Below are 18,111 nucleotides of genomic sequence, written 5' to 3'. Positions count from 1 at the left end.
TAAAGAGCAGGACGCATGACATTTTTTACTGAGTTAAAACGCCGTAATGTGTTTAAGGTGGCCAGTGTGTATTTGGTTACGGCGTGGATCATATTACAAATCGTTTCGGTGATTTCACCTGCCTTACATCTGCCTACTGTGTTTAGTACCATCATCACTGTTATTTTGGCCATTGCTTTTCCATTGGTATGCATTTTTGCCTGGGCCTTTGAGCTCACGCCAGAAGGGCTAAAACGCACTCATGAGGTGGATGAAATCGAGTCTATTCGTGCGCAAACCGGTGGTAAAATCAATTATCTGCTAGCTGGAGCGTTAGCGTTGGCGCTGGCTTTTATCGCTTATGAAAAGATGCTGGTGTCAACAGCCGATGAGAGTTTAGAGCGCTCCATTGCGGTGTTGCCCTTTGAGGATATGAGCCCGGATAAATCGCAGGGGTATTTTGGTGATGGCATTGCTGAAGAAATTCTCAATTCCTTAGCCCGATTAAATCAATTGGTGGTCATATCTCGCACCTCGTCGTTTACTTTTAAAGACACTAATACCGATATTCGTGACATCGGCCAACAGCTTAATGTTAACTATGTACTCGAAGGTAGCGTGCGTAAGGATAAATCCCAATTACGTATTACCGCCCAGTTGATAGAAGTCACCAGCGGTGCGCACATCTGGTCGCAAACTTATGACCGCACCTTAGACAGTATTTTTGCGGTGCAAGATGAACTCACCTACGCCATTACCCAAGCACTCAAACTCAACCTGTTACCCGAACAAGTAAACCACGAAGCAGGTATGACTAATAATCCACAAGCCTATGAGCTCTTTGTGCAAGGCAGGGAGTTAGCCTATCAACGCAGCTCAGACTCGTTACAACAAGCCGCTGCCTTATTAAAACAAGCTATCGCGCTGGATGAGCAGTTTTATCTCGCTATCGCGCAGCTATCTGTGACCTATACCATGGCGAGTGAATACGGTGGCATTGATTTAGCCACTATAGCGGCAGAACAAGAAAGCCTCTTTTGGCGATTGCAGGCGGCGCCTGATTTTGCATTGAAATACCTTGTTTTAGCAGACTACGCTGCTAGCAAATACCAAAACGACGCCTATTTAGCACTAAATAAACGTGCCTATGAACTCGCACCCAATGACCCTTTAATTCAGAACGTTTATCTACTTATTGTAGAGGATATTCAACAGTCAATAGAAAAACGCTTGGCGGTATTGCGTACCAACCCACACAGTGCCATTAACTACCGAAATTTGATTGACTTATATGTCGCAAAAGGACGTATTGAAGATGCTAAAACATTGCTCGACGACATGGTGATTAAATTCCCAAACACCACATCATTACTGGTATCCCAGCTATTAGTTTTTTTTGCCGGTGAACATAACTTTGAAAAAAGTTTGCGCTTGTTTGCCAATTTTTCCGGTGAATTAACTGGAAGTTTGCGGGCGGTTGAAACAACATTATTGATTTACACCGACCAAATTGATAAAGCATTATCGTTGATGCAGCAAAACGTTAGCAATAATCCAACACAGTTTGATTTTGATTTTGCCAATGCATTATTGCTTCTACAATTACGTAACTATGGCCGATTAACGCAGGAACAAGAAAGGAACTTGAAGCAGGTGCTCGACGAGCAACAGCAAAAACAGTTGGAAGTTTCCCTCGCATTACTCAATGGCAATACTCAATTATTTATTGAAAATTATGAGCTTTCTGAACCAACAGAGCAATTACTTAAAAACGCTATGGATGAGAACCCAACGAATGCAATGCTGTATCTGGCCATTCTTAAAAGGCAAGGAAAAACAGATGAACTTAAGGTGTTGCTGCCAACCGTGACTCAACGTTTAGGACCCACTTGTAGCACTAATTTGGTCAACCGGATGGATTGGTACTGCCAACTTTACTGGTATGTCACCGACCAACTGAGCTTTGAACAACAGGTTGTCAGTTTTGAAAAACAACTCAACTATTTGTCTGTCTATTACAGCGGAATAAGCCCTTTGTTGCCTAATTCACCCATTTATAATGGTGTTAGAAACAAGCCTGAATTTGCGTCAACCATTCGGAAATTTTTGAATGAAACATTTGGACAATCCAATCCTAAGCTGATCTTTGAGCAACGTTAATAAAATGAGAACGAACACGCAATGTGATTCGTGCTCATAATTTTACTAAGGCTTAGCACTTTAACTATTGCGAATTATTTGCTGATTAAGAATGCTCGAATATTTAATGTGTCCGAAGAGCAGCGTCGTACCAGAATAAGCCAGACGTTTGTTGGTCTAAGGTCAATAAAAGCAGTTATTGGTCAATTTCTTAATTGTTTGGATTAAAGTCACGGAGTATGTTTTATTTTTTAATCGTAACTCATTGAAAAATATATCTTTACCTGTTTGGCTTAACAATTGCTTTACTCATCTCGATAAATTAATTGAGGAAATGTTATGTATACAGATGAGGATTTAACGAGTGCCGTAGGACATGGTATTTTTAACGATGCCTCGGTACAGCAGTTTCGCCATTTTATGGCTCAGTCGAAAAATACTAATTTAGTTGATGAAGAAAACTTCCGCCTAATTTCTGGTTTCAATGATGTTTTTGTGGTGATTGCCAGTGGTTTACTGTTGGTGTCACTTGCCTGGATAGGGGCCATGATGGTGCCTTGGTTGGGGGCGCTAGCATTATCGCTTGGGGCATGGGGCTTAGCTGAATATTTTGTGCGCCAACGTCGTATGGCCTTACCTGCCATTGGTTTATTACTGGCATTTTTAGGCGGAATGTTTGCGCTACCCATATTGTATTTTGATTTTGCTGGGCAGCATGTTTCCGAGTCCAGTTTAGTTTTATCGGGGATCTTAACCGCTATCGCCGCCCGCATGCATTGGTTACGCTTTAAGGTACCGATTACCGTCGCCGTTGGCACTGCTGCTGCAGTGGTTTGTGTGGTCGCTATCATCGTAACGGCTATTCCCGCGGCCCTGAGCATGCTGATGCCCTTGGTCTTTGCAGGTGGTTTGGTTACGTTTGCCATTGCTATGTTGTGGGATGCTGGGGATCGTAGTCGTCAAACACGTCGTTCTGATGTGGCATTTTGGTTACATTTGGCGGCGGCTCCGATGATAGTCCATCCAATTTTTTCATCGTTAGGCATTTTGGATGGGCTTGAGTCAGTTTCAAGCTCATTGTTGGTGCTGGGCTTATATGTGGTGTTAGCCCTTATTTCTATTGCGGTCGACAGGCGCGCCATCATGGTCTCTGCCCTAATCTATGTGGTATTTGCCCTCTCAAGTTTGCTGAATAATTATGGCATGCTGAGCTACAGTTTCGCGATTACCGGTGTATGTATTGGCGCTACGTTATTACTATTGTCAGCTTTTTGGCAAAACAGCCGTCAAGCGGTACTAAAATGGGTGCCTCAAACCATTCAACTGCGTTTGCCTGAATTGAAGGCTCATTAGTCCTTTGTGTCAGTCATAAAAAAGCCAGTGTCTTAGTGCACTGGCTTTTTAATATTTAGAAACTAGAAACTAGAAACTTAACCGGTATTACGCATACCTACTGCAATACCCGCAATCGCAACCATCATGGCTCGTTCTAATACTGGATCGCTATCTATGTCATCTAGTTTACGAATACGGTTTAACAGCTCGATTTGTAAATAGTGTAGTGGTTCAAGGTAACTAGCGCGGATACTCATCGACACAGCACCTTTGGGGTCACTCTCCATGACAGTTTTTTGTTTGAGTAACTCAAGCAAAAGTACAATGCTCGCTTGTAACTCATCCCGCAAAGCATCACCAAAATGACGTAAGTCTTCAGACACTAAACGTTTGTCATACTCTGCACTTATTCTGGGATCGGCTTTATTAAAGACCATGTCGAGCATCGATAAACGCGAGTTGAAAAACGGCCAGTTTTGCAACATGTCATCTATTACGGGGCGTTGCCCTTCATCCAAGCTTGTTTGTACGGCTTTCATCACACCTAACCAAGAGGGTAGTACCATACGAGTTTGTGCCCAAGCAAAAATCCACGGAATAGCCCGCAGGCTTTCGATACCTCCAGTGGGTTTACGTTTGGCAGGGCGACTACCTAAAGGCAGTTTACCTAACTCTTGTTCTGGGGTAGCGACTCTGAAATAAGGGACAAAGTTTTCATCGTGACGCACTATCTTGCGGTAGTTGTCGCGACCATTGGCTGCTAATTTAATTACCGCATCGCGCCATGCCTGTTTAGGAGCGGGAGGCGGTAAGATAAGCGCTTCCAAAATGGCACTGGCATACATATTTAAACTGCGCTGGGCCAGAATCGACATACCAAATTTATAACGAATGGTTTCGCCTTGTTCAGTGACCCTAAAGCCACCTTTAAGTGAACCTGGCGGTTGCGACAATATGGCAGCATGGGCGGGTAAACCTCCACGACCAATTGTACCGCCACGACCGTGGAACAAGGTTAGTTCTACGTTATTTTGCTCAGCGACTGCAACTAAGGCTTCTTGAGATTCATACTGTGCCCAACCTGCGGCCATTGCGCCGGCATCTTTGGCTGAATCAGAATATCCAATCATGACGTATTGATGACCTTGGATATAACCGCGGTACCAATCTATTGACATTAACTGCTTGATAACAGAAGCCGCATTGTTTAAATCGTCAAGGGTTTCAAACAAAGGCGCCACTGGCATAGGCCAAGTTACCCCTAGTTCTTTAAGTAACAAGACGACACTGAGTACATCAGAGGGCAGGCTTGCCATCGAAATAATGTAAATGCCAAAACCATCTTTGCTATTGTTTGCAATGACTTTACAGGTATCGAGTACTTCTTGCACATCGTCACTGGGTTGCCATTTGGGTGGGAATAAGGGGCGTTTAGAACTTAATTCACGTAACAAAAACGCTTGTTTGTCTTCTTCACTCCATTGACCGTAATCACCAATGCCAAGATAACGGGTTAATTCGGCAAAGACATCAGCGTGGCGCTCAGAATCCTGGCGCACATCTAATTTAAGTAAATGAATACCAAAACAATGTACACGTCTAATGGTATTTAACAAATGTCCGCGAGCGATGACCTGCATGCCACAAGCATTAAGTGAGCGATAACAAGCCATTAAAGGCTCTAATAGCTCTTCATTACTACTGACCCAATCCTGCGCATTAGCCAAGGTTGCGGCCTGACCTCCGCCTAGTACTTCGATGATGCCTTCTTGGGTCTTTCTAAGTTTGTTTAATAAAGGTCTTAGTAAAGCGCGGTAAGGCTCTAACACATCACCCACTAGGGCTCTGAGTTCATCATTGCAATCACTCATGGATAATTCGGTTTGCAGAATATCAAGATCCTGAGCAAACAATTTAGCCGCACGTTTGCGCGCAAGCAAAAGCACTTGTTCGGTCACTTTTGATGTTACAAAAGGGTTGCCATCTCGGTCACCACCCATCCACGAGCCGATGCTAACCAAGCGTGCATCAAGCGGAACTGCTTGGTCATACTTAGTGAGAAAACGTTGATCTAACTCGCGGATAAATTCTGGCACTGCGTCCCACAAGGAGTTTTCGATAACCGAAAAGCCCCACCGTGCTTCATCTACCGGCGTAGGTCTAACCGTACGAATTTCTTCAGTGTGCCAAGCTTGACTGATCAGCTCGGAAATACGTGTTTCAACTGCATGACGCTGCGCGGCGCTTAAACCAGTAGAGTGAATATTACTTAAACATTTAGCTAGTTCACTGTGTTTGTGAATAAGTGTACGGCGTGTTACTTCGGTTGGATGAGCCGTTAGTACAAGTTCGATATGCAGTTGTTGTAATGCTTCTGCAAAAGTAGCCGCGTTGACATTGGCATTGTCTAAATGGCTGAATAGGCTTTCAATGGGATCATCAGCATTGTTATTGCTGTTAAATTCTTGCTCAGCAATATTAGCTAGGTTCAAAAATTGCGAGAAAGCGCGGCCAATCGTTAGTAGCTCATCATTACCTAGTTCGGCAAACAATGATTTTAGGCGAACTGCACAGTCGTCATTACCCTGATAAGCCTTACGGCCGTCTTTGCGAATGGTTTCAATACGTTGCAACCATTCTTCGCCTAGTTGATCCCGAATTGTGTCACCCAAGGTCGCCCCTAAATATCGGACGGTTTCTGTCAATTGAGAATCAAGAGTATGTGGCACATTTATCTCCTTTAGGCGTTTATACAATGCTATAAGATACTAATGTGCAGGGTATTTGTCTAAGCCAATCTAAAGATATGATATACTCCGACGCTTTTATTTCTGGTGATTCTGGTTACAGCTCAAATTCGGCCGACAGAATTACTCTTTTCATCAATCAGGAGTTAATGTGACAGATAAATTTTCGACAGTGGAATCTCAAGCGAGTTACGGCATTGGTTTACAAATGGGCGAGCAATTACGTGCTAATCCTTTTGAAGGCCTAGATATCGCAGCGGTGCAGGCTGGTTTAGCCGATGCGTTTAACCAATTAGCCGCTCAGGTTGATAACGATACCTTGGGTAAAGCCTTCAACGAAATTCATAAAAAAATGCAGGCTGCCAAGTCTGAAAAGTTTAAAGAAAACGTTGCTCAGGGCGAAGCTTATTTGGCTGAAAATGCTAAACGTGATGGCATCACTGTAACAGCCAGCGGTTTACAATATGAAATCCTGACTGCGGGCGCAGGCGACAAGCCTACAGCTACTTCAACAGTGCGTACTCATTATCATGGTACCTTGATTGATGGCAGTGTTTTTGACAGCTCTTACAATCGTGGTGAGCCAGCTGAGTTCCCAGTTAATGGCGTAATTAAAGGTTGGACTGAAGCCCTACAATTAATGCCGGTAGGTTCTAAATGGCGTCTACATGTACCTTATAGTCTTGCTTACGGTGAGCAAGGTGCGGGTGGTGCTATAGGACCATTCAGTACTTTGGTATTTGACGTTGAGTTGTTGGATATTGTGGCTTAAACCAATACAACACTCAGGTTTTACCTTGTTACGAAAAAGCCAGTTGCGTTAAAGCACTGGCTTTTTTATGGCGATTTAATGTTGTTCTGTCTTAAAAGTGACTATTCAATCGTTAATTTTTGAATACTGCTGTGGATTTCTCCCACCTGCATTAAAGCCGCTGAACTATAAAGCGCACTGAGTTCATAAGTAAAAATGCCAGCTTGTACGGCAGGATCGGTTTTAACTAAAGCTTCGGCTTCTTCAACTGTAGAGACATTGAGTATAAACAAACCGCGTTTCGGCTCAGCCTTCATTAAAGGCCCCGCTACCACAAGAATATTATCTTTAGCGAGGCGAGACATATTGGCAAAATGCCCACGGAATAATTCATTACGTTGTTTTTCATCAGTGATTTTGGCATCGCCAGTCACTAAAATTACTAAGACATAGGACTTCATGCCGTAGTCATCGGCGCCCAACGCGGCAGCAAGTTCTGCGTCATAGTTATTTTCAGAGGTTTGGGCGTAAACTTCGGTGGTCAGGCTAATACAAAAAAGTGCATATAAAATGTGGCTTAGGGTAGATTTAGGCATAGTGCTATTGTCCTTATGCTGTGGTTTGGCAGTTTCAAAGCAGCGATGAAATGTGAGCTGTGTTAGATTAGCTACAAATTGAGGTTGCTGACTTTGTTAAATCAATATACCAGCAGTGTTGTCAGATCAAATACATTCTGCTGTATGCCAAGCCACAAAAAGCTAATGACTCTTACATTTTAGAATACAAAGTTTTTTACAGGAGCAAAAATGCAATATTCACCATTAGGTTCTAGCCAAGAACAGGTATCACGGGTGTGTTTAGGTAGCATGACCTGGGGAATTCAAAATAATCAGCAAGATGCCAATCAACAAATTGAATATGCTTTGGCGCAAGGCATTAACTTTATTGATACGGCTGAGATGTACCCCGTACCGCCATCAGGCAAGACCTATGGTGGTACAGAAACCATCATAGGCAATTGGATAGCCGCTAACCCGACTCGGCGTAAAGAGTTTGTCTTAGCCACCAAAATTGCGGGTTCAGGTTTGTCCTATATACGTGAAGCCTCACTCATTAGTGGTGAATCGATCATTCAGGCTGTGGATGCTTCACTTAAACGCCTGCAAACGGATTATATCGATTTATTCCAGTTGCATTGGCCTAATCGGGTATCACCACATTTTGCCAAACACTGGCCCGGTAGGATCTCGTTTTCGCAAACTGAAACTGCCACCGAAAAACAGCAAATGTTAGAAATACTGCAAGCGCTGGAACTGTGTATCCAAGCCGGAAAAATTCGTTTTTGTGGTTTGTCGGATGATACCCCTTGGGGCATCAATACGTATTTGCAGCTCAGTGAAAAACACAGCTTGCCTAAAATGGTCTCGATCCAAAATGAATTTAGTCTGTTGCATGCTAAAGATTGGCCGTATCTGATTGAAAACTGTGTACGGGAAGATATCGCTTATCTGCCTTGGTCTCCCTTGGCGGGCGGCGCGCTCAGTGGTAAGTACTTGAATAATCAAGTACCAGCGGGTAGCCGCTGGAGCTTTGAGCAGCGCCAGGGCATCTTTCGTAATACCCCTCTGAGTCAACAGGCTATTAGTCGTTATGTGGATGTAGCCCAGAGTCACAACATTACTCCCTCACAACTTGCGCTAATCTGGTGTAATCAGATTGAAGGGGTTACTTCAACCATTATCGGTGCCACATCGATGGAGCAGTTAAAAGAAAATATTGCAGCTTTTGCCATGACCCTATCACCTAAAGCCAAGTCAGATATCAACTTAGTACTGAGGGAGTTTCCAGTTCCGTTTTAAACTAAGTCTGAGGTCTAAGCCGCGATTGCAATTTGATACAACACGCGGCTTTTTTTATCGGTGCAGTTACTTTATCCTGCCCAACTTATTTAATTAACGTAGTAATATTATGATTAAAAAATCATCTGTTAAAACCTTACTTACCGGCTCTTTGTTGGCCTTTTCCCTTGTCAGTAGTTTCAGCCATGCCACAGTGGTTGAGATCAGAACATCTTTAGGACCTATTCAGGTTAATTTATTTGATAACACTACCCCAAAAACCGTGGCTAACTTCTTAAGCTATGTGAACTCAGGTGCTTATGTGAACAATGTAGTGCATAGAGTTGAGTCTAACTTTGTTGTACAAGCTGGTGGATTTAATTACAGCGGTAAATTTCCTGAGTTGGATTCAGTTGCTACGGGCACACCAGTGCAAAATGAACCTAAGTTATCAAATTTACGCGGTACTATTGCGATGGCAAAACTAGGTGGCAGTGTTAACAGTGCAACCTCACAGTGGTTTTTTAGTTTGGCTAATAACAGCGCTAATCTCGATGTGCAAAATGGTGGATTCACCGTGTTTGGGCAGGTAATAGGTGATGGTATGCAAGTGGTTGATGCTATTGCTGCAGTTAATCGTTTTAATGCCGGCGGAGCTTTAGCTAGTATTCCTATTCGCAATTACACCACAGCCGATGCAAACAATAACGTTGCGGTAACAGAAAATAATTTAGTAATTATTTCTGATATTGTGATCATTGATGCCACGGTTGCTACACACCCTGAGATAGTACCGGCCAACAATACCCTAATTAATAGTTCAAACAATGGTGGCTCTAATTCTGGTTCAGATTCAGGTGGTGGTGGTTCTTTTGCTTGGTTATCTGTGTTGGCGTTGATTGGTCTAGGCAGACGAATTTACCGCTCGTAAGTACAGATAGTAAATAAACTGTATTAACAAGGCATGTAGATAAGTTATCTAACATGCCTTTTTTATGTTCACACTCTGACGGTCTAAAGGATGACTAACAAAACGCACATACAATTCACTTGTAGGTCAAGCATTGTAAAAAACGCTTAGCGTCAAACAAGGTTCCAATACTCGCACTTCAAAATATTTAGCGCATAAAAAAGCCCCGCTCAATGGCGGGGCTTAGATTCAATCTTTAACTAAAATTACTTTTTAGCTTCAGCTGCTTTACGCGCTTTAGTTTCTGTGATGACTTTCTCAGAAACGTTGCTTGGACAAGGCATGTAGTGTGAGAACTCCATAGAGAACTGACCACGGCCTGACGTCATAGTACGTAGTGTACCGATATAACCAAACATTTCAGCTAGTGGTACGTCAGCTTTAACACGTACACCAGTAACACCGGCTTCTTGGTCTTTGATCATACCGCGACGACGGTTTAAGTCACCGATTACGTCACCAACGTGATCGTCTGGCGTGAACACGTCAACTTTCATGATGGGCTCAATCAATTGAGGACCGGCTTTTGGGATCGATTGACGGAAAGCGCCTTTAGCAGCGATTTCAAACGCGATGGCTGATGAGTCAACGGCGTGGAATCCACCGTCTAACAATTCAACTTCAACGTCTAATACTGGGAAGCCAGCTAATACGCCTGAACTCATCATGCCTTTGAAACCTTTTTCAATGGCTGGGAAGAATTCTTTAGGAACGTTACCGCCCACAACAGAAGACTTAAACGCAAATCCAGAGTTTGGCTCACCAGGACGAATTTTATAATCGATTTTACCGTATTGACCAGAACCACCTGATTGTTTCTTATGGGTATAAGAATCTTCAACTTCTTTGGTAATAGTTTCACGGTAAGCAACTTGGGGCTCACCAACGATCAAATCAACGCCGTACGTACGCTTAAGGATGTCAACTTTGATGTCTAAGTGCAATTCACCCATACCTTTGAGGATGGTTTCACCAGAGTCAACGTCAGTTTCAACACGGAAAGTAGGATCTTCAGCAACCATTTTACCGATAGCCACACCCATTTTCTCAGAACCACCTTTATCTTTAGGTGCAACAGCAATAGAAATTACTGGCTCTGGGAATACCATGGCTTCAAGTGTACATGGGTGCTTAGGATCACAAAGAGTGTGACCAGTTTGCACGTTTTTCATGCCCACGATAGCGATGATGTCACCGGCAGTAGCTGAACTGATTTCAAGACGTTCGTTGGCTTGCATCTCAACCATACGGCCGATACGTTCAGTTTTACCCGTGAAAGAGTTAAGGATGCTGTCACCCTTGTTCAATACACCTGAGTATACGCGAACAAAAGTTAAGGCTCCAAAACGGTCATCCATGATTTTGAATGCTAAGGCACGGAAAGGCTCAGAAGCCTTAACGATAGCAAACTTACCAATTGGGTTACCTTCTTCATCAGTCAATGGCTGTGGGTTAACTTCGTTTGGCGCAGGTAAATAATCAACAACTGCGTCAAGTACGTTTTGCATACCTTTGTTTTTGAAAGCTGAACCACAGAAAGTGGGGAAGAATACCAAGTCACGAGTACCTTTACGGATACAACGTTTCAGGTCGTCAATAGAAGGCTCTTCGCCATCCATATAAGCCATCATTAGGTCGTCGTCTTGTTCAACAGCAGTTTCAACTAATTGCTCACGGTATTTTTCAACTTTCTCAACCATGTCAGCAGGTACGTCAGTGATAGTGTAGTTTTCTGGTAAACCAGTGTCATCCCACACATAGGCTTGACGAGTTAATACGTCAACCACACCAACAAATTGGTCTTCAATACCAATAGGTAAAGTCATGACTAAAGGTTCAGCAGCCAATACTTTCTTGATTTGGCCAACAACACGATAGAAGTCTGCACCCATACGGTCTAATTTGTTCACGAAAATAACACGTGAAACTTTAGAGTCGTTAGCATAACGCCAGTTAGTTTCTGATTGTGGTTCAACACCACCAGAACCACAGAATACGCCGATACCGCCATCTAATACTTTTAATGAACGGTAAACTTCAACAGTGAAGTCAACGTGTCCAGGAGTATCGATTACGTTAAAACGGTGATCTTTCCAGAAACAGCTTACTGCTGCTGACTGGATCGTTATACCACGCTCAGCTTCCTGCTCCATGAAGTCAGTGGTAGATTCACCATCATGCACTTCACCAGTCTTATGGATCCTGCCGGTTAATTTTAGAATACGTTCAGTAGTGGTAGTTTTACCCGCGTCAACGTGGGCGAAAATACCGATGTTTCTGTATAAGGATAAGTCTGTCATTGGGTCAACTTCGGTCTGAGTAAAAATTGCGCGGGATTATACAAGATATTTTACGCGCTTGCTGATTTCTTTTTGCTTAAATTTCAATATATTGCCTATCTGGTCGTAAAAACCACGATTTTTTAAGGTTATTTTATCTACAAAATTGGCATTACGCGATTGCGGCCTAAACGTTTGGCTTCGTATAACTGTTTGTCGGCCTGCTCTATTAATGCCAATGGGTTCATGCCTTTTCTGAGTTCAGCGAGACCAATAGAGGCACTGATACCGCCCAACACCTCGCCACTGCGTTTGTCTTTTACACTGATTTTCTCAATGGATTTGCGCATGGTTTCCGCCAAACTGCGCGCTCGAGAAAAATTACTGTTGGGTATTATGATGGCAAATTCTTCACCACCAAAACGAAAGGCTTGAGTTCCGTCTTGGCAACAAGCTTGTAGTTTTTTGGCGGTGGCTTTAAGCACTAAGTCACCCATGACATGGCCATAGTTGTCATTAATCTTTTTAAAATGATCGAGATCAACTAACAATAGAAACAAATCTGGACGCATAGCATGGCTGGCCAGTTCTTCATCAAAATAGCGACGATTACACAAACCGGTTAGGGCATCGTAGAGTGCTTCTTGTTGACTTTGTTCTAGTTGCGTACGTAATACATCTATCTCTCGCTGTGCTTCACTAAGCGCGGAATTAAAACTCATGGTGCTGCGGCGGATATTCTGGGTTTCTTTCACCAAGTTACGCACCAGTGACATCACTTCTTCGATGGATAAACCTTCTTTTTCGACCTTAACTAAGTCATCAACACAATTATCCATGGTGGCTTTAAAGTTAGTGGTTTCGCTGCGGGTATCAGATATGGACTGAGATAACTCAATTAACATGGCCTCAAGTGACTGGCGTAACTCCCAGGCCGTGACTTCTTGGTTTTCGGCCAAATGTTGGCGATACAGTTCTTTGGTTTTTGACTCAGTTAAAGGCAATTTATTTTGAATAGCGTGGTCAATGGCACTTTTTAATCCAGCCGAGCCATTAGCCACATAGGTATACCAAAGGGCGTAGTTAATAGGTAAAGCCGAAACTTTGTGTTTGAGTAATAAAGGAATGGTTTGTTTTAAATGAGCAAAGGAGCTTTCAAAGTCATTATCAGGCATATAATAGATTCTCGATTTGCAATGTGTTGATTGTAGGCTTGTTGTCAGTCTAGACCCTTCAACAACAGCATAAAACCTATCTAGGTATAAAAGTAATAAAAAAGGCGCAATCAATGCGCCTTTGAAGTTAATTTAGTGACTTAGTGCACCCAATGGTGTTTTTCCGCTTTGGCTTTGACAGCTTCAGCGGTTTCTTTAGGCATATAGAGCGTATTATTTTTTTCGAAAAAGAAAGGCTGGCGTTTATGTTTGCTGCCAACTTCATTCATGGTAGCGGCTTCATAGACTCGGCCATTTAATACCGTATATGTCACATATTCGCTGCGACTCACATCATTCAAGACATTGCCGTCGGTAATGACTAAGTCAGCTAATTTACCCTTTTCGACACTGCCGATTTGTTTGCCCATGCCTAAGTGAGTGGCGCCGTCTATCGTCGCTGCTCGTAGGGCTTCCCAGGGGGTAAAACCACCTTGGGTCATGAGTTGTAACTCCCAATGTGCAGCTAAACCCTCTCGCTGGCCGTGGGCGCCAATATGCACACTAACACCTTTTTCACGTAGTACTTTGGCATAACGGGCAACATTGGGATGGTTATATTGCTCGTCTGGTGCTGTGGGTCTGACAATGGCGCGTTCATCTAACAAAAAGCTTGGGGTATAACGCAATAAACGCGGGTTCTTCCATACTTCATTACGATCATACATATACTCTTCGCCCATCATACCGCCATAAGACACTACAAAAGTGGGCGTGTAGCCAAACTCTGTAGCGGCCCAAAGCGTGGTTAAATCGTTATAGCCGTTAGCAATGGGCAGGGAATGTTCGAGACCAGTATGGCCATCCACTATCATGCTCACGTTTTGTTGGAACTTACCACCACCTTCAGGTACTACCATCATTTGTAATTCACGTGCTGCCGCAAGAATTTGTTGTCGGGTTGACCGAGCAGGTTGATTGTAGCTTTTTACCGATATCGCACCGGTGTCTTTCAAGCGTTTTACGTGATACAGCGCATCTTCGTAATTGTTGATAATCGCTTTGTAGTCATAAGCCTCTGCACCATACAAAATAGTACCGGTAGAATAGATACGAGGTGCAACTATCTTGCCGGCTTTTTGTAATTCAGCTGCCGAGAATATCTCTGTAGTATCGTTAGATGGGTCGTGAATAGTGGTCACACCAAACGCCACATTAGAGTACATGCTCCAGTTTTGTTGGGGGATGATTTCGTTGCTACCTTGTGCGCCATGAGCGTGGGTATCCACTAAACCGGGGAGGATAGTGAGGCCTGTGGTGTCAATTTCTAAACTCCCTTTGGGGATAGTCACTTCACCCACTTTTCCCACAGCTTCAATAATGTTGTCTTTGATCAAGACCACCGCGTTTTCGATAATTTCTTGTTCTTTATCAGCATTACGCATAGTAACCACCGTGCCACCCACTAGAGCTTTATAACCACTGGGTTTATCGCTTTGCTGCTCAAAACTGACTGAAATACCTGCTTTTACTGGTTCAGGCAAGGTTTCGGGAGCCCCGTCGATAAAACTAAACGCATCTTTTAGTTCACGTTCGTAATAGGTAGCGCCGTGATACCAGCTAACGGATTGACTATCGGCGCTCCAGTTTAGGTATTCGCCAGCATGGCTAGAAAGTTGTTTGACCGGCAGTGTGGTGGTTTTAGGTCCAATACTGACTCGTTTGCCGGTATCGACAAAAGGCACTACATAAGCATTGTATTGATAGGTAAAAGCTAACCATTTTTTATCTGGTGATAAGCGGTATTCGGATACGTTGTCCGCACCATATAAATGTTCACGTTTATCTTCGCCGTTTAAATCCACGCTTATTAACTGAGATTCAGGATAACTGCTGCCAGGTACTGACGTGGTGATATAAACACGGCTGTTATCTCCGGCAAACTGCGGGGCTGAACCAGATTGGCTAACACGTTTACTGTCGCCGGTTTTAATATCTAAGACATAGATGCCGGGCTCAACCGAATAATCAGGGCTGAGTAAATAACCGCCGGTGATTTTCTTATAAGTAATGAGTTTGCCATCAGTGGAAAAACTTGGTTCGATGTAATGACCCGGAGTTTTAGTTAGTTGGGTATCTTTGCCACCTTTAGCACTGATGGTACGTATACTACCCAATTTTTGGTCATTCCAGGTGGTATAAACAATAGATTTTCCATCATTGGAGTAACGGGGATAAAGCTCGTCATATTCATTTTGTTTAGTCAAACGCGCGATTTTGCCTGACTTGATATCTTTGATGTAAAGTTTACCCAGCGCCTGAAATAACAGGGATTTTCCATCGGGAGATTTTTGTGTCCAACGTGCCATTTTGATCTTAAAGGTATCTGGCGCCACATCGACATCAAAACGTAAGGCGTCGGCATACTGCAACTCGGCCTGTACTTGTACCGGAATATTACTGACAGCTTGGCTAGCTACATTGATTTTGTGGAACTTACCGGCCGTCCAAAACACGATTTCTTTAGAATCAGGTGTCCAGTCAAAATAAGCAAAATAGCCCTCAGAGCCAAAACCTTCCTGCATATCGTGTTCGAGTTCAAGGTAAATAGGGGATTCGATACCACTGTCTAATTCTTTGATAAACAGTGCGGTCTTTTCTCTGACGCGGCGTATAAAAGCCAGTTTTTTACCATCTGGTGATGGCGTTGGAACCACTGCACCACCTGTTCCACTTACATAAGTTTCTTCTTCACCATTAGCCATTTCATAACGACTTATGGCAAATATGCCTTTGAGTGGATCGCGGTTATAGCTAAAAGTACTGCCGCCAGTGACATCTTGGGTGAAATAGACATATTTACCGTCTGGCGAAAACGCCGGATCAGCAATATTCTTTTGATCTTTTTTACCGTTTACTCGCTCCTTTAAAGCTAGGCCATCTCCACCACTTTTATGATAAAGCCAAATTTCGCCTGCGGGGATACTGCGTGACGACATAATGCCTTTAGTCACCGCGATATATTCGCCATCAGGGCTCCACTTAGGTGAATGGATCAGATTGTTTTTTTCAGTGCTGAGTTGTTTTAGGTCACTGCCATCGATATTCATCACCCACAAACTGGAAATACCACCACGGTCGGAAATAAAGGCTAACTGTTTACCACTTGGGCTAACGGCAGGGTGAATATTCCAAGCAAAATCTTGAGTCAGTGACGTGGCTTTGCCGCCAGTAATTGGCACGGTGTAGAGGTCGCCTAACATATCAAACACTATGGTCTTGCCATCGGGGGTAATGTCTAAGCTTGACCAGGTAGTTTGATCGGTATCAATGGATACCTTGTGCAAAGGAAGTTTGGGATTAAGTACATCCCACTTGGGCTTGTCAGCTTTTTCTTCTTCTGCTGCGATGGAATATTGGCTGCAAAACGTCGCAGCACATAACGCCACAACGCTAAACGCGTTTTTGGATAATTTATACATAGTTGTTCCTGTCTTTATATTTTTGATTTTATACAACACTACACCCCGCACTTTACTGTAATGCTGCAGGCAGGTCGAGTTGATGTATCTTGAAAAATAGGTGCTTTAACCGACTTGTTGTCCAGCAGGTTAGTTGTGATTTATTAGGCCTGTGTCTTTTTATTGTTTCTATTTATTCTTTGCTGTTATTGGTTTTTAAAGCCCATCAGTCATTTTTAATTTCAGTTGATTTTTAAGCAATTCTCAGGGGCAAAAAAATACCTATTAAAAATTCAAACAAGCTAGCCTTGGCAAAATTGTACTGGTATTGTTAGGTAGAATAAAAATAAAGGAACAAGGACTGTATGCTGACCAAGCAAGAAGGCTCATTAGTCGTGGTGGGCACTGGTATCAGTGTTGCAGGTCAAATGACTTTGTTAACACGGAGTGTTATTGAAAATGCAGATATTGTGTTTATCGGCATTAGCAACAAAGTCGGTGAAAATGTGGTTAAAAAAGTTAACCCCAATACAGTCGAACTTAATGACCTATACACACAAGGTAAATCGCGAGCTGTCACTTACCAACAAATGACAGACAGAATTGTTGATGCAGTGATAGCTGGGCAAAAAGTATGTGCAGCATTTTATGGCCACCCAGGTGTGTTTGTTAACCCTTCCCATGCAGCAATAAAACAAGTGCGAGCATTAGGTTTACGCGCAGAAATGTTGCCTGGTATTTCTGCTGAAGATTGTTTGGTCGCTGACTTAGGTATCGATCCCGCTGCGTTTGGCTGTCAGTCTTATGAAGCCACCCAGTTTTTATTTCGCGATTATACTCTCGACCCACATATGACTCAGATCATCTGGCAAATTGGCTTGGCAGGGGAAGCGACCTTAGGTATGTTAAATGCTGATCACTGCAAAGTTGGCTTAATACTTTATCAAGAAGTGTTAATGGAATTGTATCCCGCTACGCACGAAATCATTTTGTATGAAGCGGCAACCATGCCATTGTATGGCCCAAAAATTCAACGTTTCCCATTATGTGAATTAGCCAATTGCAAACCTACTCTGATTTCAACCTTAGTTGTGCCTTCACTTGGTTTACCGGATTATCATACGGGGCGTTTAACAAAACTTGGATTAACTCAAGAACAGGTCATCAATTACCGTAAAACTTAACATTAAAACTGTACTTACATTAATAACCTAGAAGGAATAATGAAATGGCAAAATCTCTCGCTGATTTTTTAGAAGAACTCGATAGTAATGCTGAACTTAAAGAAGCCTACTTAAAAAACCCAGTAGCGACGGCTGAAAAATACGGCTTAGCTAATGACGATGTCGCATTAATAAAGAATAAAGATTGGGATGCAGTGCAAAAACAATTTGAAAATTTAGGCAGTGATCCTAAGGTTCACTCGTACTAATCCATGGGTTCAGCTAAGTTTAAAAA

12 protein-coding genes are annotated in these 18,111 nt (G+C 43.0%); 7 read left to right on the top strand and 5 right to left on the bottom strand.

Translation table 11 applies throughout. The annotated features are described in order from the left end of the window. Positions 1-15 precede the first annotated feature (15 nt). Entirely contained in the window at positions 16-2,139 is a 2,124-nt protein-coding gene (locus AX660_RS11665) for a hypothetical protein (protein ID WP_068376699.1), read from the top strand. A gap of 318 nt (positions 2,140-2,457) precedes the next feature. Continuing rightward, positions 2,458-3,471: a hypothetical protein gene (locus tag AX660_RS11660; protein ID WP_068376696.1), complete on the top strand. Its 1,014-nt coding sequence runs from the start codon at positions 2,458-2,460 to the stop codon at positions 3,469-3,471. Positions 3,472-3,548: 77 nt separating this feature from the next. Here the strand turns inward: AX660_RS11660 and ppc are convergent, their stop codons facing one another. Next, a complete protein-coding gene (ppc, locus tag AX660_RS11655; RefSeq protein ID WP_068376693.1) occupies positions 3,549-6,182 on the bottom strand; it encodes a phosphoenolpyruvate carboxylase in 2,634 nt (877 codons plus the stop codon). 169 nt (positions 6,183-6,351) lie between these two features. On the opposite strand from ppc, the gene AX660_RS11650 reads away from it, so the two are divergent. After that, complete coding sequence (locus tag AX660_RS11650; protein WP_068376690.1) at positions 6,352-6,972, top strand: FKBP-type peptidyl-prolyl cis-trans isomerase; 621 nt, start codon at positions 6,352-6,354, stop codon at positions 6,970-6,972. A 101-nt stretch (positions 6,973-7,073) separates the two neighbouring features. Here the strand turns inward: AX660_RS11650 and AX660_RS11645 are convergent, their stop codons facing one another. Further along, the gene (locus AX660_RS11645) at positions 7,074-7,547 is read right to left on the bottom strand and encodes a YciI family protein (protein WP_068376687.1); all 474 of its coding nucleotides are present in this window, start codon (positions 7,545-7,547) and stop codon (positions 7,074-7,076) included. 210 nt (positions 7,548-7,757) lie between these two features. On the opposite strand from AX660_RS11645, the gene AX660_RS11640 reads away from it, so the two are divergent. After that, positions 7,758-8,810: an aldo/keto reductase gene (locus tag AX660_RS11640; protein ID WP_068376684.1), complete on the top strand. Its 1,053-nt coding sequence runs from the start codon at positions 7,758-7,760 to the stop codon at positions 8,808-8,810. A 109-nt stretch (positions 8,811-8,919) separates the two neighbouring features. Then, positions 8,920-9,720, top strand: a complete 801-nt coding sequence (locus tag AX660_RS11635; protein WP_068376681.1) for a peptidylprolyl isomerase — start codon at positions 8,920-8,922, stop codon at positions 9,718-9,720. A 245-nt stretch (positions 9,721-9,965) separates the two neighbouring features. Here the strand turns inward: AX660_RS11635 and fusA are convergent, their stop codons facing one another. The 3 genes from fusA to AX660_RS11620 all read right to left on the bottom strand — a co-directional run bounded on the left by fusA (position 9,966) and on the right by AX660_RS11620 (position 16,674). Then, positions 9,966-12,059 carry an elongation factor G gene (gene fusA, locus AX660_RS11630; protein ID WP_068376678.1) on the bottom strand — a complete coding sequence of 698 codons (2,094 nt, stop codon included), beginning with the start codon at positions 12,057-12,059 and terminating at the stop codon, positions 9,966-9,968. Between the two features lie 137 nt (positions 12,060-12,196). After that, the gene (locus AX660_RS11625; protein ID WP_068376675.1) at positions 12,197-13,213 is read right to left on the bottom strand and encodes a GGDEF domain-containing protein; all 1,017 of its coding nucleotides are present in this window, start codon (positions 13,211-13,213) and stop codon (positions 12,197-12,199) included. A 140-nt stretch (positions 13,214-13,353) separates the two neighbouring features. After that, complete coding sequence (locus AX660_RS11620) at positions 13,354-16,674, bottom strand: amidohydrolase family protein (protein WP_068376672.1); 3,321 nt, start codon at positions 16,672-16,674, stop codon at positions 13,354-13,356. A gap of 344 nt (positions 16,675-17,018) precedes the next feature. Between AX660_RS11620 and AX660_RS11615 the strand changes: the two genes are divergently transcribed. Both AX660_RS11615 and AX660_RS11610 read left to right on the top strand, forming a co-directional pair. After that, entirely contained in the window at positions 17,019-17,837 is an 819-nt protein-coding gene (locus AX660_RS11615) for an SAM-dependent methyltransferase (RefSeq protein ID WP_068376669.1), read from the top strand. 44 nt (positions 17,838-17,881) lie between these two features. Continuing rightward, the gene (locus AX660_RS11610; RefSeq protein ID WP_068376666.1) at positions 17,882-18,085 is read left to right on the top strand and encodes a hypothetical protein; all 204 of its coding nucleotides are present in this window, start codon (positions 17,882-17,884) and stop codon (positions 18,083-18,085) included. Positions 18,086-18,111 lie beyond the last annotated feature (26 nt).

This window comes from Paraglaciecola hydrolytica, from assembly GCF_001565895.1.
Classification (GTDB): domain Bacteria; phylum Pseudomonadota; class Gammaproteobacteria; order Enterobacterales; family Alteromonadaceae; genus Paraglaciecola; species Paraglaciecola hydrolytica.
The sequence above is the reverse complement of the archived record's forward strand: the minus strand, read 5'-3'. Positions and strand labels throughout refer to the sequence as shown.